Genomic DNA, 19,781 nt, shown 5'->3' with positions numbered 1-19,781 from the left:
CAAACAGGCTCTTTTGGTTTAGTCTGCGCCCAATAAACTAGATATTTAAAAGAGAAAACGGCTGTAAGCCTGCTTTCTGTGTCTTGTCTTCTTTGCTATTTTGACCCAGCCGAGTGACTGCGCCAGAAGTAACTATTTCCTTTTCGGCCTCTTTTCTGGAAAACAGCCTAAAAACGGCTTATTTGTTTTTGGAGAACAGAGAGTCCACAAATTCGCGCTTGTCAAACACCTGCAGGTCCTCTACGCGCTCCCCTACACCAATGTACTTGACAGGAATCTTGAACTCGTCTGAGATGCCAATGATGACGCCTCCTTTGGCCGTTCCGTCCAATTTGGTTACCGCTAAAGCAGTTACTTCGGTGGCTTTGGTGAACTCACGGGCTTGGATGACCGCATTTTGACCGGTGCTACCGTCTAAGACTAGCAACACCTCATGCGGCGCGGCGTCAATGACTTTCTGCATCACGCGCTTGATTTTAGTAAGCTCGTTCATGAGACCCACCTTGGTGTGTAGACGACCGGCGGTGTCAATGATAACTACGTCAGCGCCCATCTCCACGCCTTTCTTCACGGCGTCATATGCCACAGAAGCCGGGTCTGTGTTCATGCCGTGGTCCACTACCGGAATGCCCACGCGGTCTCCCCAAATTTTGAGTTGGTCCACAGCGGCAGCCCTAAACGTATCACCCGCACCCAACACTACCTTCTTACCAGCCTTGTGGAACTGGGAGGCCAGCTTACCAATGGTGGTGGTCTTGCCCACGCCGTTTACGCCCACTACCATAATCACGTACGGCTGTCCGCCGGTGTCTGGAAGGGTGAAGTCAGCGGCAATCCCGCCCTTGTTCTCTTCCATGAGCTCCATAATCTCTTCGCGCAGGATGCGGTCCAGGTCAGAAGTGCCCACGTATTTGTCACGGGCTACGCGTTTCTCAATGCGCTCAATGATTTTGACGGTGGTCCCAATCCCCACGTCTGCGTGCACCAGCACCGTCTCCAGCTCATCCAAGACCTCCTCGTCCACTTTGGACTTACCCACCACCGCTTTGCTAAGCTGGTCCAGGAAACTGGTCTTGGTTTTCTCAAGGCCTTTGTCCAGAGATTCTTTTTTGTCTTTACTGAAGAAACCGAAAAGTGCCATAGCGGTGGGTGGGAACGGTTAGGATAGGTTGGAAGTAAAAAGGGTCGAATACCAAAAAAGTCCCTGGTATGGAGGGACTTTTACAGGTATATCTTGATTGCGATATAAGGCAATTATTTTTTAAGAGCGTCTTGAACTTGGTCAATCGGCACCATCTCTTCTCTAAAAGTGTAAGCGCCAGTCTTAGGAGACTTAACTGCTTTAATCACCTTCGCCCAGTCTTTACCAGTGGCGGTCTTTAGGGTTGCTACTACTTTCTTAGCCATGGTTATTTAATTTCTTTATGAACGGTAACTTTCTTCATGAAAGGATTGAATTTCTTCATCTCCATACGCTCAGGAGTGTTCTTTCTGTTTTTGGTAGTGATATACCGAGACATGCCAGGTACGCCGGAGTTTTTCTGCTCAGTGCACTCCAAAATCACCTGAACTCTATTGCCTTTAGCTTTCTTTGCCATCGCGAAGTTGATTTTTTATTTAGGACTGCAAATATACAGCCTTAGTTACTTAATTACAAATACGATACTACTTTTTTAGTCAAGTATCACCTAATGCCCGCGGCACAGCTTCCTAACCTTTTGCAAAGCTACCATTTTTGCGCTATTTCTGCTAAAACAGGCCAAAAACGGTGGACTTTATTCTTCTATTTTAACACCGGCAGTTTGAAATCATCCAGCGCACTTGGCTTTGCCATGGTGGCTTCAATGTCTTTCACGGTTCTGGGCGCGCCTTTGGACAGGTTTTCCCAGCCAGTGTTGGTGATGAGGATATCGTCTTCAATGCGCACGCCTATACCCCACCATTTCTTGTCCACGGGGCTCCCCTCCGGGATATAGATGCCGGGCTCCACCGTGATGACGGTATTATGTTTAAACGGCCCGTAAGAGCCTCTGTCATGCACGTCCAGCCCCAGGTAATGGGACACACCGTGCATGGTGTAGCGGCGGGCCTCTTCCGGTTTCTTGATGATGCCTAGTTTAATCAAACCCTCGGCCATCACCTTCTGAGCGGCCTCATTAGGTGCCTGAAAGGAGTTGCCCACTTTGCACTGCTGGAAACCGGCTTCCTGCGCGGCGTACACCAGTTCATAAATCTGCTTCTGCTCAGGGGAGAATTTGCCGTTGGCCGGAATAGTGCGGGTCACATCGGCGGTGTAGCCATGGTACTCAGCGCCCAGGTCCATCAAAAGCAGGTCATTGCCAATGCGTGGCTTCTCATTCTCAATGTAGTGCAAAATGCACCCGTTGTTGCCAGCCCCTACAATAGAGGGATAGCCTTCATATTCGGCGCCGTATTTCTTGTAGACGTACTCATGAATGCCCTGTATCTCGGTTTCGGACATGTCTGGCTTGGCGGCTTTCATTACCTCCACCTGCCCAATAGCCGACATGGCGATGGCTTTGCGCAACAGCACCAATTCTTCCGTAGTCTTTTCTTCACGCAACTGGTTGAGCATGCCTTCCAGTGAAGACGTGTCTAATTTTTCTCTCGGGATGCTGGCGACTACCGCGGCCCTGGCGGGTGCGTCTTTGGCGGCTACGTAGGCTTTCAGGATGGCATTGTTGGCCAACGCGGGATTGGACTCCATCTGGCGTTTCACCTCTTGCTGTACCTGCGCACCGGCCTGGGCGTCATATTGCCTAATGGCGCTGTAGATTTCCTGATGCTCCAGACTCTTGCCTTCGCGCAACCCTATCTTCTGCTTGAACTGCGCCAACAGGTCATACAGGTCACCGCGGTCTCTGGCTTCATTGCGCACATCATGTGGCAGCTCAAAGAACAGCACCTGTTGCAGGTTGGTGGTGTCCAGCTTAAAGGCGGCGAAGTCTGTGTTAGGAAGCGCAACAGCAAAACCCAGTTGTTGCTTCATTCCCTCGGTGCCCAGGCGCTTGCCGTTCCAGGACTCTGCCTGCGGGTTGCGGGGCTGCGCGAAGACCACTTCATTGGTGCTCTGTCCGTTTATGGTCTGGTTTTCTGAAAACAGAAGCAAAACGGAGTTGGCCTCTTTGTACCCGGTGAGGTAGTAGAAGTCTGGGTTCTGGTGGTAATGGAAGTCCACGTCATTGGCGCGGTTTCTTACCGGGGCAGAAAAGAAAACGGCAACGGAGCGAGCCGGCAGCAGTTGCCGCAGTTGCTCTCTCCGTTGCCGGTGAAATTCTTTGGTTAAAAAGTCCGTGGGCTTGTCTGAGGAAGCCATTGACTGCCCCATCGCCCCAAGCGGAAGCGACACTAGCAGTAAAAACCATAAGTGCCGCATGCTTTTCATATGCTTACTAGTAAACGATGTATCCTTCGTCTTTTGCTTTCTTCAATACAGCCGCAATACCGTTCTTAGAGATGGTACGGATAGCAGAGGTAGAAACTTTCAAAGTCACCCATGCATCTTCTTCTGGGATGTAGAAGCGCTTCTTCTGTAAGTTCGGGAAAAACTTACGCTTTGTTTTGTTGTTGGCGTGCGATACGCGGTTACCTACCTGCGTTCTTTTACCGGTTAAATCACAAACTCGTGCCATTGTATCGTTAGTATCGTTTATTACAAAAGGGACGCAAATATCCGCAAAAAGATAGATAATGTCAAAGCCCCCGCTAAACTTTTTTCTTTAATCCGTTCTAAAAAAGCAGATTAACCGCTTTTACCGTCACCCTTACTTGGGGTATTTGGCTTTTTTTTGGCCTCTTTCTGGTACCCATACGGGCAGTGCTTGCACCCGCTCTGGCAGCAGTAGCCGCGCCGCAGGTGGTACTGCTCCGTGAAAACCATCAAGCCCTGCTCATTGAAATACGTGTCTCCCGGTTGCAAAGGGAGCGGCTTTGGTCTCATGCCACAAAGGTACAAATGAAGTTGCCAATCAGAAAGCAGTAGATCTCTCCTCTCGTTTTCAGGCTACTTTCTGGAAAACAGCTCAAAAACGAAATGGCCCAGGTAAACTTAATTACCAAACTCCCCGGCTTGCCTCAGGCCATTATATAGATGTTTCACCTGGACATCGCCAAAGCCATAAACACCTTCTCTTTTGAAGAACTCCTTGAATACCTCCGGAAAATGGGTAATGCCTGAAGCCAGGATTTCCCTCACTACGCGTTCAGGCCGACCGGAATGGCCATCCCTGGAAACACGGTCTACCTGCGCCTGACACACTTCCTGCAGACGGTGAAAGCAAGCCGAGGTACTCGTTGACAACTCCAGCAAGGTGCGCGCCTCCTGCTGTTGGTACGCCCGCCAGAGGTCATTGCCTAGCTTTACATCCTCCTGCGCGAACGGCACTTTCTGTTGATAGGCCTGCTCCAGCCTTTTGGCAGAAGAACGCCCGAATCCCTGCCAATGATCTTCGCCTTCCTTGATTATCGGGAAGACCCGATAGACCTGTGGTGCTTGCTGCCGGGTGGCCAGCAGTGAGAGGATAAACCAGAGATTAGCTTGGCAAAAGAGGTCGTCCTCAAACCAAAGGCATACCTCTGCGTTGGCAGGCACCTGGATAAGTTTCTCTAGTTCCTTCGCTACTTTCAGAAAATACTCTTCTCGCTTGGCCCCGAAGGTTACAGCCAGATAAGCGGCTCTTTCTTCCCAGAACTGAGCCAAGTTTTGACTGGCAACTGGTCCGTTTACAAGGCCTTCGCGGCATACAATTACCTCACCAGAAAGGTTGGTTTCTTTAAAAGTGGCGGCCAGGCTGTCACCATTCAAGACATGGAATTGCATGGAAGTTGTGTTGAGTTAGGACATGGCATCAAAACAGCGGCATTAGGTTCTACGGCTACGTCAGGCTTGCAGTAGAGGCGGTTCTCTTTCTATTTCCTTATTAAATATACTAAATCTCATATGCTACCCTGTTGCCAAGGGGCTGAAGTAAAGAGTTTTCTTTACTTTTATCACGAAGAAAGAATCTTCGTACAGAATAGAATCTGGATTGCTTTCCTTGTACAGAGGCCGTCCTTCACCACAGTAAACGTTTTAGCATATGGATACATTGTCAATTACCTCTAGCCAACAGGCCATTGAACTGGAAGATAAGTACGGTGCCCACAATTACCACCCGTTGCCGGTTGTATTGAACCGCGGCGAAGGTGTTTTCTTATGGGATGTGGAAGGCAAGCGCTATTATGATTTCCTGAGTGCCTACAGCGCTATGAACCAGGGCCACTGTCACCCGCGCATCATTAGCGCCCTGACGGAGCAAGTCCAACAACTGACCTTAACGTCTCGCGCCTTTTACAATGACAAACTGGGCGCCTGTGAGAAATACCTCTCTGAGCTGTTTGGCTATGACAAGGTCTTGATGATGAACTCTGGTGCCGAGGCCGTAGAAACCGCTCTGAAACTGGCGCGCAAGTGGGGCTACACCCAGAAGGGGATTCCCGCGCATGAGGCAGAGATCATTGTGGTGGAGCACAACTTCCACGGGCGTACCACCGGTATCATCTCCTTCTCTACAGACCCTAGCAGCACTACCGGTTTTGGGCCGTACATGCCTGGTTACAAAGTAGTGCCGTATGACAACCTGGAGGCCCTTGAGCAAGCCTTGCAAGAGAACCTACACGTGTGTGGGTTTATGGTGGAGCCTATCCAAGGAGAGGCTGGCGTGGTGGTTCCCTCTGAAGGCTATCTGGCCAAAGCCCGCGAACTGTGCAAGAAATACAACGTCCTGTTCATTGTAGACGAAATCCAGACAGGCATTGGCCGTACCGGTAAAATGCTGGCCTCTGACTACGAAGACGCCAAACCAGACATCTTGATTCTGGGCAAGGCCCTTTCTGGCGGTGTGTTGCCTATCTCGGTGGCCCTGGCCAATGATGAGGTCATGCTGAGCATTCAGCCGGGCGAACACGGCTCTACCTTTGGCGGGAACCCACTGGCTTGCGCTGTGGCCATGGCTGCCCTAGACGTAATCAAAGACGAAAAACTAACGGAGAATGCCTTCAAGCTGGGTGAGATCTTTAGAAGCCGCATGAACGAGTTAAAAGACCGCCACCCAGAACTGGTGACGCTGGTACGCGGCCGCGGTCTGTTGAATGCAGTCATCATTCAACCTACCGCAGATGGCCGCACTGCTTGGGATGTATGCGTTAAACTGAAGGACAACGGCCTATTGGCCAAACCAACCCACGGCGATATCATCCGTTTTGCGCCGCCGCTGGTCATCACAGAAGAGCAGTTGCATGAGTGCTGTGATATCATTGAGAAGACTCTAGCCGAGTTCTAAATTTCGTCATTCATACTAACTCATAAACAGCCGCCTCCCCAAAAGGCGGCTGTTTTCATTTGAAGCCTATTTTCTGGAAAATAAGCCAAAAACGACGGCGCCCCTCTTTTATCTAAGCCGAAATTCCTTCATAAAAGAATTGTGGCATACCAAGATGCAGGACTGTACCTTTGCGGGGTAGCGCTAATAGGCAGTGCAGATTCTTACGCGTCATGCACACTATTTTGACCGCTCTTTTGTTAAATCAGCAGCGAGTCCGCCTCCCATACAGGCCCACTTGCCCAAAACCGTATAAGCTGCTATGAACCATTTAACCCGTCGGCCCCGCCGAAACCGTAAATCAGACGTCATCCGTAATTTGGTACAGGAGAACCATGTAAGCACGCAGGATCTCATCTACCCGCTTTTTGTCACCGAAGGCCAGAACCAGACCGTGAATATTCCATCCATGCCAGGCATCTCGCGTTTCACGCTGGACAGATTGCTGGACGAGGTAGGCCAATGCGTGGATTTGGGCATCAAGACCTTCGCGCCATTCCCTAACATTCCCGAAGCTAAGAAAGACCGCTTCGCCTTGGAAAGCAAGAATCCAAAAGGTCTCTACCTGCGCACCATCGCTGAGATCAAGCGCCAGTTCCCAGACGTAGTCCTAGCCACCGATGTGGCCATGGACCCGTACAGCTCAGACGGCCATGACGGCGTGGTAGACAACGGCGAAATCATCAACGACGCTTCTCTGGAAGTGCTGGGTCAAATGGCTTTAGCTCAGGCTCAAGCCGGTGCTGATATCATTGCCCCATCAGACATGATGGACGGCCGTGTGGCCCACATTAGGAATGTGTTGGACAAGCACGCCTTTTACAATGTGTCTATCATGAGCTACACCGCCAAGTACGCCAGCGCCTACTATGGCCCGTTCAGAGACGCCTTGGAGTCTGCTCCTAAACACGGCGACAAGAAGACCTACCAGATGAATCCCGCCAACAGCCGCGAAGCCTTGATAGAAGCAGAACTGGACACGCAAGAAGGCGCCGATTATCTGATGGTAAAACCAGCCTTGTCTTATCTAGACGTGATTAAACTGCTACGCGACAATTCCCACCTGCCTATTGTGGCCTACAACGTGAGCGGCGAGTACGCCATGGTGAAAGCCGCCGCCCAGAATGGCTGGATTGACGGCGAAAAGATTATGTTGGAGAACCTCTTGAGCATGAAGCGCGCGGGCGCAGATATCATCTTGACGTACTTTGCCAAAGAGTTTGCTCAATATATGAAAAAATAAAACCGTTTTTTGGCCTGATTTGACCAAAACAGGCCAAAAACGAAAGCAACAAAAAAGGCGGCTTCTGTGCAGAGGCCGCCTTTTTTGTTGATTGATTTAGTGTCGATTATTTGATATAAGCCACGCGTTTGGTTTCGCGTTTTCCGTCTACAGTCAATTGGTACAAATATGTGCCAGAAGCTAGTTCTTGTCCGGCTTTGCCTTTCCCGTTCCAAGTGGCAGTGTGTCTACCAGCCGTCAATTTGCCATTCACCAAGGTAGTCACCGCTTTCCCGGTTAGGTCAAACAAGGTCAAGTTCACCTGAGACGCTTTGGTCAAGGTAAATGGAATAGTTGTCGTCATGCCCTTCCGAAACGGGTTAGGATAGCTTTGTCCTAAACCTGGCGCAATAGCCAGATCCACTTCCTCAGCGGCAGCCAATGGACCGTCATAGCGGGCACTGTAAACCCCATTGCCATGTGTTCCTACAACTACTAAATCATCTGTTGTCCTACTTATAACCATATCTACCGGCACTTGTCCGATTGATGTATTACCTTCTCTCACCCAGTTAGTAGCGGTTCCATCTAAGCTAGAAGTGGCATATAAACCGGTACTAGTTCCTACAAAATATTTAATGTTGCCATTAGTGCTTGGCAAAATGCTCACCCAGCGCGTAGATGGACCGCTGCCAGAACCATTGGGGTTCTCTTCTAAGTTACCAGCAACGGCCGTCCAAGAGTTTCCTCCATCGGTGGTATAGAATAAACTTACAATCCCGTAGTTAGTGAAAGTAGCCACCACTTTGTTGGCATCACGAGGATCAACAGCAATACAGCCTATGTTTCCTGCAGGGAAATTAGATCCTGTTATCTCAATTTTTGTTGGCGCCACACCTAATCCGTATTGAATTTTATATAGCTTTCCAGCTCTAGTACCAAAATAAACCACATTAGCTGGCACCTTACTTACGCCTACAGCAGAGATAACCTCATTAGTATTTAAGGCAGCAATTACATCCCAGCCAACCGTGGTTTGCACCTCACCTCTAGGAAGCGCATCTATGTTCTTATGCCTCCAAAGCGTGTCTCCTGCAGGAAGATAAAGAGTGTGTTCGTTGTTAGGGTCAACGTTGTACGGATTTATAAACAAATACCCTTTTGCCTTTGGCGGATTAATGCGGCTATATTCGCCTGTATATCCATCTTGGTTAAAGATAAATCTATAGATAATAGCGTTTTGGGCAGACACTAACAAGGAATGCTCTGTAACCGCAGCAAATGCTCCATCACCTCCAAAAGCCTCCTGCCAAGGCTGTGTTTCACTTCTCTCTTCTACGTACCAACTTCCATTGTCTTGCATTCCACCAACTATAAAGTTGTCAATGGAGTTTAAGTCCATGGCTACTGTGTAGAACTGAGTAGTTAAGTAACCACGGTTAAGTGACGTCCATTCTACTTGACTTGCTAACACATTGGTTGTTTTACTTATACCACCATCATGCGCAGAGTAAACAACTCTTGGGTTAGTCAAAGAAAATGAAACCTCATGTTGATCTGGATGGTGGGCAGGATATAGATTGTAACTTAAATTATCAGCAACATATCCTCCTATTTTTTTGGTGGTGGAGGTAGACGTGAATCCATTAGTAGATATATAAAGATTTGTTCCCCCTAGAATCACCACATTAGAGTTATCTGGCTTCACTTTTACTACCATGTTATAACCGCCTTGTAAATCTAAATTGCCAGATTTACCGCCAAGCATAGGAATATTAGCACTCAGGTTAGTCCAAGTTCCTCCTGCGCCAGACCCATCTCCAGACAAGTACTCATATTTCCATAGATTGGGAGTTTCTGCTCCAGAAGAATTCTCTGAATAGACAAAATAATAAACAATGTTTTCATTAGATGGAGAAATGTCCATCACAATACGCTCATAAATAGCAGGCCAAGAAGCTGGTGTGATATTTGTCCATGTAGTGCCGTTTGTTGACCTAAAGGCTCCTTTTTCCGTAGCTGTCCCCAATGAGCCAGACAATTGACTGAGACCGGCATACATTACACCGGTAGAACTTATATCAAGGTCTGCAAAATAAGGAGCGTTACCAGAAGAAGGAATATTTGCCCCAAATCCTAATACAGGCGTCCAATTTACTCCTCCATTTACTGACCTACGAATCCCCCCATAAATGGCGGCTAGTACCTCATCCTGTGTTGAGTTTGCAGGGTTAGTAGCTACTCTATAAGTATATTCAAAAGCGTTATTGAAGGTGGTAGTAACAGTGGTCTGGGTGGAGGACAATGGATTCCAAGTCGCGCCATTGTCAACAGATTTAAAAATTCCGTTCCCATAATAACTTGCCCCTGATTTGCTTGCCGAGTTTCCTAATATCTCACCAGAGCCATAGTACCACACGTTTGTCTTTCCCGGTCTCTTATCTTGTGCAACTGTAGTGACACTGTGAAGCTGATTGGGGTCTGTGGTTTTTGACCAAGTAGTGCCTCCGTTAGTACTGCGCCACATGCCACCGGACACTCCGCCAGCCAATAGCACATTCTCATTAGAGACGTCAAACGCAAACGCACGTGTACGCCCACCCACATTATATGGCCCCCGATGGCTCCAATTAGCCGAAGCCATCTTAGTAAATGGGCTTTTCTGGCGCAAAATCTGTTCTGCTGTAGGAATACGCGAAGAGAAAGCCAATTCTCGCTCTCTAATGTTCTCAGGAATTTTACCTGTATTTGGATCTTTTAAGCGCTCAAACTCATAATTATCACGTGCATTAGGATCATCCTTTGTTCCTATTGACTTATTTTTGTGTAGTCTAGCTCCTCTGGCGTCAACAACAATTTTCTCAGCACCTTTTTTAGAAGAGAAGTTTGAAGGGTATAATGGCCCGGGCAAGAAAGAAGCCATGCAAAGAATGGCTCCGAAGAGAAGTAGCAAGGCACTGGACATTCCAAACTGCCGTTGCTGATGCGTAATTTTCATGCAATAAGAATAGAGGTTTTGTTTGTTTTAAGCTTGGTAGTAAAAGGTATGCGGTACAATTTATGGATGTATGCTAAACTCATGCATCACAAAGGCAGTTCCCTCTAAACCAGGTTGACTAATCTTTGCGTCCAATTTTTTTCCTACGGTCACAGCTGGCCTCTCATGAGACGCTTGCAGAGTCATAGGAAAATGCACCGTTAACCGTTGTCCTTCGGCTATGCTGGCGGTAAAAGCCGCGCCATAGCCAATGATTTTTTCTACTAGTACCTCTGCGCGGCAGGGGGATTGTCCGCAGGGGCCAGTATCAGATTTATCCAAAACAGGGAGCACCTTGACCACTTGCAATAGAACATGCACTTGTCCGGGAGCTATGGGCTCTTGGTCTGGCAAGGCTGGTCTGGCCGCAGAAGCGCCTAAGCTTTTGCCTGCTGTTGTAGTGGTACCGTCTTGGGGTTTGTCCATGCGTTGGCAGCTGGTTCCCAGAAGAAAAAGCAGCAAAGTAAAAGAAACCAATACCCTCTTTAGCAACCACATAGAAACCACTTGAAAACAAATATAATGATAATGCACAGGTTTAAAGCAGTTTATCATATCCTTTTTTGACCTTCTGCGTAGGTGTTCACAATCTGGCAGAAGAAAAAGCGCCTGTTTGCCATCATTCCGCAGATTATATCCCCTAGCCTGTTTATATATTATTTTTCTATTTTTTATGCGTGTGCCCCACCTCTACCGGCTCTGCGGATGGTTGCTTTCTTTAGCCTTGCTCTCCTCTTGTGATTTAATAGACTACCACCCCTACGCTGGTAACATAGACTACAAAAACCTTACCCAAGAAAACCTTCATAAAATCAAGGAACTGGAAGCCTCATACTCGGCTGCTACGCCGTTGCGTTTTGCCTTTACCGGAGACACCCAGGGCTACTACTCAGAAACCGAGGACATGGTAGCGGACATGAACCGCCGCGACATCGCCTTTGTGCTGCACGCCGGCGACCTGACCAATTATGCCTTCACAGATGAGTTTGAGCGCATGCACAAGGCGCTAGCCAAGCTTAAGGTACCCTACCTGACGGTGGTGGGCAACCATGACTGCCTAGGCGAGGGCAAGAAACTCTATCAGCGTATGTATGGCCCATTTGATTACTCCTTCACCTTCGGGCCGAACAAGTTTATTTTCCTGAACACCAATTTCCTGGAGTTTGATGACAAGGTGCCAGACGTGACGTGGCTGGAGCAGGAACTGAAGAATGCCCCGGGCACGCCCAACAAATTCGTTATCTCGCACATGGCGCCTAACAACTCAGAGGCCAACCCCAACAAAGAGCAAAAATACGCCAGCCTCATGCGCCAATATGATGTGCAGATTTCCATGCACGGCCACACCCATAATTACCGCCTGGAAGACCTGTACAAGGACGGCATCCCGTACCTAACCGTAGACGCGGCCATTAAGCGCAGCTACATGCTAGTGACGGTAATAGGCAGCACTATAACCTTAGAGCGAATCAAATTCTAGCACATGACACGTCCTTATTCCTCTAAGTCTTTACTGGGCTTCATCTTCCTGTTGCTTCCTTTTCTGGCAAGCGCCCAAGACAAAGCAGACCGACCCAAAAACAAATGGTATGCACCAGATTACCTGGTATTGCAGCATGCAGGCCTCATTGGCTTACTGTCTGCCGGCCCAGGCTATGACTTTGGCAAGCATGACAGAACCAACATGGAAGTAATGTACGGGTTCACGCCCGGCTATGACATCAAGCACACCAACCACACCTTTACGCTGCGCACCTATTACCAGTCTAATCCCAAGCCGCTGTTCAAAGACGTGAAGATTAGCTGGATTAGGGTTGGCGCTGGGTTGAGCTTCACCATGGGCGAACAGTTTGAGCACTTCTTCCCGGAGCGCTACCCAGAAGGCTACTACATCTGGCCTACCGCCGCGCGCTTCCTGCCGTTTGTAGGCACTTCCATTGGCCGTGATTTTGCCGGGAAGGAAAAACCACATTATGCCGAGTTCTACACCGAACTGGGCACCAGTGACGTTATGCTCGTGGACAAATACCGCAACTCGGGCATTTCTATGGGTGATATTGTCAACCTGTCCTTCGGGCTGCGGTACATGCTGTAAGCGTTTTTGGCCTGTTTTCTGGGAAAGAGGCCAAAAACGAAGAACACTTTTCATTTGACCAAGGTGATAGGTTTCTTGACGCCAATCTGCCATTTTTGCGAAGGCTTTCTATCTTTCCCTGAAGCTGTGCGTCTATGAGCTTTCTGTATTTAAAATCCCTTCATATCATCTTTGTAGTGACCTGGTTTGCCGGCCTGTTCTACATTGTGCGCCTGTTTGTGTACTTCGCAGAGACTGCCCAGAAACCAGAGCCCGAAAAATCCATCCTACAGACCCAGTTTGCCTTGATGCAAAAGCGGTTGTGGTACGGCATTACCTGGCCTTCGGCGATTTTGACGGTGATCATGGGATTGAGCTTGTTACATTACTATCCGCAGATACCGGGTTGGCTGTGGGCCAAATTGGGTTTTGTAGTTGGTCTGCTCGCCTATCATCTCTACTGTCACCGCATCTTCAGACAGCACCAGCGCGGCGAAATCAAGCAGTCCTCCACCCAACTAAGGGTCTGGAATGAAGTAGCCACTCTTTTTCTAGTAGCCATCGTCTTCTTGGTGGTGATGAAGAGTGGTTTGGATGCCACCTGGGGCGTGGTGGGGTTCATTGGCCTTTCAGTGGTACTCATGTTGGCCATCATGGCTTACAAAAAACTCCGGAAGGCGTAATTCTCCATCTGCACTAATTATTGCGAAAGCCGTTTTTGGCCTGCTTTCTGAGAAACAAGCCAAAAACGGCTTTTCAATGTACATTCAACTAATCTAGACGGCCTGACTGAACATGGGTTTCTGTGGCGCGCCAGCCGCGGGTGCTTTCAAATACAAGTCAAAGGCAGCGCAAACAGACCTTAGAAAGTTCTTCCCCAAGGCGGTCAGCTGCAATCCAAATGGGTTAAGTTCTATGAGTCCATCCTGCGCCAAGACATGCAAAGCGGGGTAAATGTTTTCCTTCACAAACTCCTGCGAAGCCGTATGCAGCCAAGTCGTTTTGCCGTGGCAGGCAATGTCCAGGATATGGCGGCGCATCTGGGCGTCTAATTCTGTGAGCAGGTAGCCTTTGAACTGCGGCCATTCGCCCATGACTAGCAAGGCGTAATATTCCTCCACGGTTTTCACGTTCTGCATGTAGCCCATGCCCAAATCACTGATGGAAGACACGCCCAAGCCTAGCATGAGTTGGGTCTGATTGGTGGTATAGCCCATGAAGTTTCTATGCAGACGCTCTTCTTTCTGAGCCACGCACAAGGCCTCCTGTGGGAACGCGAAATGGTCCATGCCCACATCCTCATAACCAGCTTCTAACAAAAGCTGAGTTCCTAATTGATAGAGGGCCAGTTTATCGGAGTCTTTGGGCAGGTCTTCTTCTGAGTAAGCACGCTGCGACTTTTCTTTCCAGGGAACGTGGGCGTAGCTATAGTAGGCAATTCGGTCTGGTCTTAGTTTAATCACTTCCTGGAACGTCTGCGCAATGCTTTCCAGCGTCTGGAACGGTAGACCATAGATCAAGTCATAGTTGATAGACGTGTAGCCAATGGCCCGCGCCTGCTGGGTGGCTTGCACCAGATTCGCCAACGGCTGAATTCTATGAATGGCCACTTGCACTTTCTCTGAGAGGTCCTGCACACCGTAACTCACCCGCCTGAAGCCCACGTTGTACAAGGCCTGCAAATGCTCAAGGGTAGTGTTGTTGGGATGCCCCTCAAAGCTGAACTCGTGGTTTGGATGCACCTCGGCGCCGTCTAGTAGGGCTTCAATCAAGCGGGTTAAATGCTCTGGGCTAAAGAACGTGGGTGTGCCTCCGCCTAAATGAATCTCCCGGATGACCGGTTTCTCTGGCAACAGTGCTTTGTACTTGTCCCACTCTTGCAAAACGGCTTTCAGGTAGATGGGCTCTACGCCGTGGTTTTTGGTGATGCGCTTGTTACAGCCACAGTAGGTGCACAGGCTCTCGCAGAAAGGCAGGTGCACGTACAGACTAATGCCTTCCTGCTGATTGGTGGCCTTGAAGGTTTGCAAGAGCACCTCTTGCCAGTCTTGGGTGGCTGGAAGTTGGTCGCCCCAGAAAGGAACCGTTGGATAGCTGGTATACCTTGGTACAGGTACGTTGTATTTTTTAAGCAGAGAAGCAGAGGCCATACGCTGGGGAATTCTTTGTTGGTGGATACAAAGTTCTGGCGTATGGCTAGCGCCCATGACCTGTTTGCGTCATAGCGCAGGTTGATTCTTATCAGTTTTGGACTGGCTTAAAATAAGAAACGGCCCCAAAGGGGCCGGCTCTACACAAACAACCAAAATATTTTTATACCTCGCCCTTAGGCTGGGCTATTCTTGTAACCATCTCAATTTCTGCATCCAGGGACGGGCCAAAGCCTCTAATCCCTTCCGGGCGAAACTCTCTTGTTCTTCTGAAAGGTCTTCCTGCTCCTCTGCCTCTGGCAGGTCTGCGGTTCTCACCTGAAAACCTTTCACCTGCAACAAACTTCTGTCTAAGGCGCAATGGCTGGCATAGATTTCTACCTGCACCGGCACACAGACATTGATCAATCCCAGCACCACTAATGAAGAGAGTAAAAAGAATCGCATATGCGCAGACTGTTGTTAAGGTGTAAACCAAGGTGCCTGTTAAGCGGCCAAGTGTTCAAGTAAAAGACTGTGTTTCTCTCTCACCGTTGCACGCTGTCCTAATCTTTAGGCAAGTAACAATTGGCAAGCCCTATGCCAATTTATAAAAACACTTGATTATCAATTATTTACACAATTAACCACGCCGTGAAAGTGTACGATTATGAACAAGCATGATATGAAACCGAACACCAAACCGTACGGTTTTATGCTGTTTTCTGGGAAGGAGGTGAAAACGGCAAGAACTGAGGTCTCCCGTAAGTTGAGCGCCTGACTGAGCCGCTGGCAGGATTATGGAAGTTAATAAATGCTTGAGCTGTCTTCCTGCAGAACAGCCTCTCTTGTAAAAGAAAGGCTGTTCTGCAGTAGCGTTTTAGTTTTTTTTGATTAGGCAGCGGTTTTCAGTTAGCTCCATTTACCGGACTATAATTGTTTTAGAGAAGCATAACCTACGTTCACGCCTAACGGCTACTGTATCAGTGTTTTTAAAATACTCTTGCTCAAAGTCATCAACTCGTCCCCTGATAACATTTAACCCTTTCTCCTTGGCAACAAATCTATACGTTGCTTTAAAATTCTTTCCTTTTATCGTGTCTTGTTGGCTTGGGTCAACTAGTTTAAAGAACTCATCATAACCACCTATCAATAACTGCATACTTTGTTTAAGCTTAGGTTTTTCTAATGTAACCGTGAGAAAGCAAGTGTCATTCAATCTAACCTCATTACAGTTACTACTCACACTAACATAATAACTACTGTCCTTCATAATTCTCCCAAGCTCATCAAATTTGATAACTTGACTTAATTCCTTTCTGCCATTTGGCTCATACAGATTAACAACATGGTGATCCATTGCCGTAAGACTTCCATCTTCCCTATAGAACTTTACCCACCCAACTGCTATATCGTTTTTATATTGAGCCTCAACCTCTAATTTACCATTGGGGTAATAATACTTTGCAGGCCCTTGAAGAAGGTTATTCTTATACATAATCCTACCCGCAACTTGCCCATGTTCATAATAGTCTATCATTTCCCCTTCATTTAGCCCGTCTTTAAAGTAGGAGATAGTCTCCACTTTGCCACTAGGATAAAAACGCACTCGTTTACCGTGCCATTCTCCATTAAGGATTTCTGTTTGGGCCTTTATTTCTCCATTTGGATAATACTCATACTGCACATATCCTTCCCTATTTGAGCATGATGTGCAAAATAGTGTCATGAGTAGTAAAACAAGCCACTTATTCACTGTCCGGATATTTACAAATTCTTTCACTTTTCAGTATTAATTAAGGCAAAGGAGTGCCTCTAATAATCAGAACAGCCTCTCCTTCACAAGAGAGGCTGTTCTGATTTCTATCCGTTTTCGGCCTGTTTCTATAGAAACAGGCCGAAAACGCTAATCCATCATATCTGCGGGTCTGGGGGCGGCAGGGGCTACGTCTGGGTTCCAGCTCATGGGGTAGTTCTGGTCCAGCAACTCTAAGGCCTCGTTGGTTAAATAGAGCGGCTTAAAGGTGTCAATCATGACGGCCAGTTCATGCGTCTCTTTCTTGCCAATGCTGGCCTCTACCGTACCCGGGTGCGGACCGTGCGGCAGGCCGCTTGGGTGGATGGTAAACGACCCGATGTCCACGCCCTTGCGGCTCATGAAGTTGCCTTCTACGTAGTACAGGATTTCGTCTGAATCTACGTTGGAGTGGTTGTAAGGCGCCGGAATGGCCAATGGATGATAGTCAAACAAACGCGGCACGAAGGAGCACACCACAAATCCCTGCGTCTCAAAGGTCTGGTGCACGGGAGGCGGCTGGTGAATGCGGCCGGTAATGGGCTCAAAGTCATGGATGGACAACGCGTACGGATAGAAGTAGCCGTCCCAGCCCACCACATCCAGCGGTGAGAAGCCATAATGGTACTGATGCAGGAAGCCTTCCTTTTTGATCTGTACCAGATAATCGCCGGGAGCATCATCCTGGATAAGTTCATGCGGCGCTCTAATGTCACGCTCACAGTACGGTGAATGTTCCAGCAACTGCCCGAAGTGGTTTCTATAGCGGCGCACCGTCTCTACCGGACTGAAGCTCTCGGTGATGAGTAGGCGTACGGGGCCTTCGTTCCACTTCCATTGGTGGATGATGGTTCTGGGAATGACTACGTAGTCACCAGCCCGTACCTCCAGGCGGCCCATCTGGGACAGCAACTCACCCGAGCCCTCATGGATAAACACAATCTCATCTGCCAGCGCATTCTTGTAGAAATACGTCATCTCGCGCTCCACCGGCAAGCAGATAGAGATCACGCAGTCATTGTTCATCAAGACCGTCTTGCGCGCGCTCAAATAGTCCTGGCCCGTAGATTCGCCTTTGAAGGGACGCAAATGGTAGGGCGCCAGCGGCACATTGGACTTGGTTGGCGCGTACGGCACCGGTTCATCTATGCGCGTAATCTTGGTAGGCGGGTTCTTGTGGTACAGCAAGGAAGAAACCCCACTGAAGCCCAGGGTACCCACCAACTGCTCATGGTACAGACTGCCGTCGGGCTGCCTGAACTGCGTGTGCCGTTTATGCGGGAAGGTGCCTAGCTTATGATAATATGCCATTACAAAATGAATGATTGAGTGATGGAAGGAATGAGTGAATGCACTCTTGTTTACAGCATCGTTTTTGGCTTGGTTTCCAGGAAACAGGCCAAAAACGACAGAGCGCGCTTAAAAAGTAAAGAAAACAAAAAAGCGCAACAGGTTTGGTTTCCCGTTGCGCTTTCTGGCTTATTTTCCTAAACTAATTTGCCTGGCCTGCCCAAAGGAGTTCAGCGCCTTCTGGAAATCAGCATCCAGTTCGTTGAGTACTGGATAGAAGCCATCAGCCTGATAAATGCTTCTGGCCACAAAGGCTTTCAAATTGTTCTTGATGACTCTGTTAGAGCGCTGTAGTTCTTTCGAGTCTACTTTTACCCCGGCCAGACTGGCGTCTTTTAACATGCTCTGCACCATGGCGTCCGTGACCGTAAAGGTTGACTTAAACTGCGGTAACGGCATTTTCTCCAGTTCTTTCTTATGATCTCTGTAGTAAGTCAAGGCATACTCACGTAGTACGTTCTTGCGGTACAGTTCTACCAGCAGGTTGGTATACTCCATGGTATCCCTCGGCACGAACACGTCTGGCATAATCCCGCCGCCGCCATACACTAAACGGCCTTTGTCTGTCTTGTACTTCAAAGAGTCATTAAACTTGATGCTGTCTTGGCTGAAGAACTCGCCGTGCTTGTAGCGCTCCTCCAACTCGTTTTCATAGTCGTCTGAGGTCTCTGGGCTGTACGGTTTCTGGATGGAACGACCGCTAGGCGTGTAGTACCTGGAGATGGTCAAGCGCAACTCGCCGCCGTCTGACAGAGAGATGGGCACCTGCACCAAACCTTTGCCAAAAGAGCGCCTGCCCACAATCAGGGCACGGTCATGGTCCTGCAGGGCGCCGGCCAGAATCTCTGAGGCACTAGCGCTGCCTTCGTTCACCAACACCACCAGGTCACCGCTTTCAAAGTCGCCGCGGGCGCGGGCGTAGTAGTCAGCATCATATTTAGAGCCTTTGCCGTCTGTGTACACTAGTTTCTTGGTGCCCGAGATAAATTCATCAGCCATGCGCGTGGCATGGTCCAGGTAGCCGCCGGGATTATCCCGTAGGTCCAGCACCAGACGCTTCATGCCTTGTTTTTTCAGGCCCGTGAGCTTCTGCTTAAACTCGTCATAGGTGCCGTTAGAGAAGCGGCTCACTTTGATATATCCGGTCTGGTCATCTACCATGTACCCCACGTCTACAGATACAGACGGAATCTTGCGGCGCGTCACGTTGAAGGCAATCGGTTTTTTCTCGCCGCGGCGTAGGATGGTCAGGGTCACTTTTGAGTTGCGGGGACCGCGCAGCTTGGCGAAGACCTTCTCCGTGGTCAGGTTTCCGCCGGTCATGCTCTCGTTGTCTACTTTGATGATCTTGTCACCGGCCTGAATGCCTACTTGCTCAGAAGGTCCGCCGCTCATGGGCGCAATTACGTACAGCGTGTCTCTAAAGATGTTAAACTCCACGCCAATGCCGTCAAAATCGCTTTCTAAGTAAGACTTGGCCAGGCTCAGTTCTTTGGCCGGAATATAAGACGAATGCGGGTCCAGCTTTTCCAGCATTTGGGCAATGGCGTACTCAGACAACTCCTCGGTGTTGACGGTGTCCACGTACTCGCGGTCTATGTAGCTGAGGATCTCCCTGAACTTAAGGTAGCCGCGGGCCGTGCCTTCTGGGTTGCTGGCGCTGGGCCTGAAAATGGTAGCCCCCAGCAAAACGCCCAATGCCACCGCCAAGCCTAGAAAGAGCGGTAACCGTATTTGGAAAGTGGAATTTTTAATCTTTTCAGCCATGGTAAAAGGTAAAACAGGTAATGGGTG

19 protein-coding genes are annotated in these 19,781 nt (G+C 48.9%); 5 read left to right on the top strand and 14 right to left on the bottom strand.

The annotated features are described in order from the left end of the window. Nucleotides 1-178: 178 nt before the first annotated feature. The 7 genes from ftsY to TH61_RS08230 all read right to left on the bottom strand — a co-directional run bounded on the left by ftsY (nt 179) and on the right by TH61_RS08230 (nt 4,840). Nucleotides 179-1,141, bottom strand: a complete 963-nt coding sequence (gene ftsY / locus TH61_RS08255; RefSeq protein WP_066508182.1) for a signal recognition particle-docking protein FtsY — start codon at nt 1,139-1,141, stop codon at nt 179-181. Nucleotides 1,142-1,254: 113 nt separating this feature from the next. Further along, nucleotides 1,255-1,407, bottom strand: coding sequence for a DUF4295 domain-containing protein (locus tag TH61_RS17815; RefSeq protein WP_071887815.1), 153 nt, complete (start codon nt 1,405-1,407; stop codon nt 1,255-1,257). Between the two features lie 2 nt (nt 1,408-1,409). After that, nucleotides 1,410-1,598 carry a 50S ribosomal protein L33 gene (gene rpmG / locus TH61_RS08250; RefSeq protein ID WP_066508181.1) on the bottom strand — a complete coding sequence of 63 codons (189 nt, stop codon included), beginning with the start codon at nt 1,596-1,598 and terminating at the stop codon, nt 1,410-1,412. Nucleotides 1,599-1,783: 185 nt separating this feature from the next. Further along, a complete protein-coding gene (locus TH61_RS08245; RefSeq protein ID WP_066512691.1) occupies nt 1,784-3,397 on the bottom strand; it encodes an aminopeptidase P N-terminal domain-containing protein in 1,614 nt (537 codons plus the stop codon). Nucleotides 3,398-3,413: 16 nt separating this feature from the next. Continuing rightward, nucleotides 3,414-3,653, bottom strand: coding sequence for a 50S ribosomal protein L28 (gene rpmB, locus TH61_RS08240; RefSeq protein ID WP_066508180.1), 240 nt, complete (start codon nt 3,651-3,653; stop codon nt 3,414-3,416). Between the two features lie 110 nt (nt 3,654-3,763). Next, a complete protein-coding gene (locus TH61_RS08235; protein WP_066508179.1) occupies nt 3,764-3,961 on the bottom strand; it encodes a DUF5522 domain-containing protein in 198 nt (65 codons plus the stop codon). Between the two features lie 108 nt (nt 3,962-4,069). Further along, the gene (locus TH61_RS08230; RefSeq protein WP_066508177.1) at nt 4,070-4,840 is read right to left on the bottom strand and encodes a DUF1835 domain-containing protein; all 771 of its coding nucleotides are present in this window, start codon (nt 4,838-4,840) and stop codon (nt 4,070-4,072) included. 259 nt (nt 4,841-5,099) lie between these two features. Between TH61_RS08230 and rocD the strand changes: the two genes are divergently transcribed. Next, complete coding sequence (gene rocD, locus TH61_RS08225) at nt 5,100-6,341, top strand: ornithine--oxo-acid transaminase (RefSeq protein WP_066508176.1); 1,242 nt, start codon at nt 5,100-5,102, stop codon at nt 6,339-6,341. A gap of 301 nt (nt 6,342-6,642) precedes the next feature. Beyond that, nucleotides 6,643-7,623, top strand: coding sequence for a porphobilinogen synthase (gene hemB, locus TH61_RS08220; protein ID WP_066508174.1), 981 nt, complete (start codon nt 6,643-6,645; stop codon nt 7,621-7,623). Nucleotides 7,624-7,729: 106 nt separating this feature from the next. Here the strand turns inward: hemB and TH61_RS08215 are convergent, their stop codons facing one another. Together TH61_RS08215 and TH61_RS08210 are read right to left on the bottom strand one after the other, a co-directional pair. Continuing rightward, nucleotides 7,730-10,600 (bottom strand): FlgD immunoglobulin-like domain containing protein, encoded by a 2,871-nt coding sequence (locus TH61_RS08215; protein WP_066508172.1) that lies wholly within the window; start codon nt 10,598-10,600, stop codon nt 7,730-7,732. Nucleotides 10,601-10,660: 60 nt separating this feature from the next. After that, a complete protein-coding gene (locus TH61_RS08210; protein WP_157600656.1) occupies nt 10,661-11,065 on the bottom strand; it encodes a hypothetical protein in 405 nt (134 codons plus the stop codon). Between the two features lie 253 nt (nt 11,066-11,318). Here TH61_RS08210 and TH61_RS08205 point away from each other — a divergent pair, with 253 nt between their 5' ends. From TH61_RS08205 to TH61_RS08195, 3 genes are all read left to right on the top strand, one after another. Continuing rightward, a complete protein-coding gene (locus TH61_RS08205; RefSeq protein WP_197464119.1) occupies nt 11,319-12,119 on the top strand; it encodes a metallophosphoesterase in 801 nt (266 codons plus the stop codon). A 3-nt stretch (nt 12,120-12,122) separates the two neighbouring features. Continuing rightward, nucleotides 12,123-12,734, top strand: coding sequence for a hypothetical protein (locus TH61_RS08200; protein WP_066508163.1), 612 nt, complete (start codon nt 12,123-12,125; stop codon nt 12,732-12,734). A 134-nt stretch (nt 12,735-12,868) separates the two neighbouring features. Beyond that, nucleotides 12,869-13,396 carry a CopD family protein gene (locus TH61_RS08195; RefSeq protein ID WP_066508161.1) on the top strand — a complete coding sequence of 176 codons (528 nt, stop codon included), beginning with the start codon at nt 12,869-12,871 and terminating at the stop codon, nt 13,394-13,396. 93 nt (nt 13,397-13,489) lie between these two features. Here TH61_RS08195 and hemN read toward each other — a convergent pair whose 3' ends face one another. The 5 genes from hemN to TH61_RS08170 form a co-directional block, all read right to left on the bottom strand. Beyond that, the gene (hemN, locus tag TH61_RS08190) at nt 13,490-14,863 is read right to left on the bottom strand and encodes an oxygen-independent coproporphyrinogen III oxidase (RefSeq protein WP_066508159.1); all 1,374 of its coding nucleotides are present in this window, start codon (nt 14,861-14,863) and stop codon (nt 13,490-13,492) included. A 186-nt stretch (nt 14,864-15,049) separates the two neighbouring features. Beyond that, nucleotides 15,050-15,310, bottom strand: coding sequence for a hypothetical protein (locus TH61_RS08185; protein WP_066508158.1), 261 nt, complete (start codon nt 15,308-15,310; stop codon nt 15,050-15,052). A 454-nt stretch (nt 15,311-15,764) separates the two neighbouring features. Next, nucleotides 15,765-16,625 (bottom strand): toxin-antitoxin system YwqK family antitoxin, encoded by an 861-nt coding sequence (locus TH61_RS08180; protein ID WP_066508157.1) that lies wholly within the window; start codon nt 16,623-16,625, stop codon nt 15,765-15,767. Nucleotides 16,626-16,748: 123 nt separating this feature from the next. Further along, nucleotides 16,749-17,948 carry a homogentisate 1,2-dioxygenase gene (locus TH61_RS08175; RefSeq protein WP_066508156.1) on the bottom strand — a complete coding sequence of 400 codons (1,200 nt, stop codon included), beginning with the start codon at nt 17,946-17,948 and terminating at the stop codon, nt 16,749-16,751. Between the two features lie 168 nt (nt 17,949-18,116). Continuing rightward, entirely contained in the window at nt 18,117-19,754 is a 1,638-nt protein-coding gene (locus TH61_RS08170; protein WP_066508154.1) for a S41 family peptidase, read from the bottom strand. Between the last annotated feature and the right edge of the window lie 27 nt (nt 19,755-19,781).

It is taken from the genome of Rufibacter sp. DG15C, from assembly GCF_001577755.1.
Classification (GTDB): Bacteria; Bacteroidota; Bacteroidia; order Cytophagales; family Hymenobacteraceae; genus Nibribacter.
The sequence above is the reverse complement of the archived record's forward strand: the minus strand, read 5'-3'. Positions and strand labels throughout refer to the sequence as shown.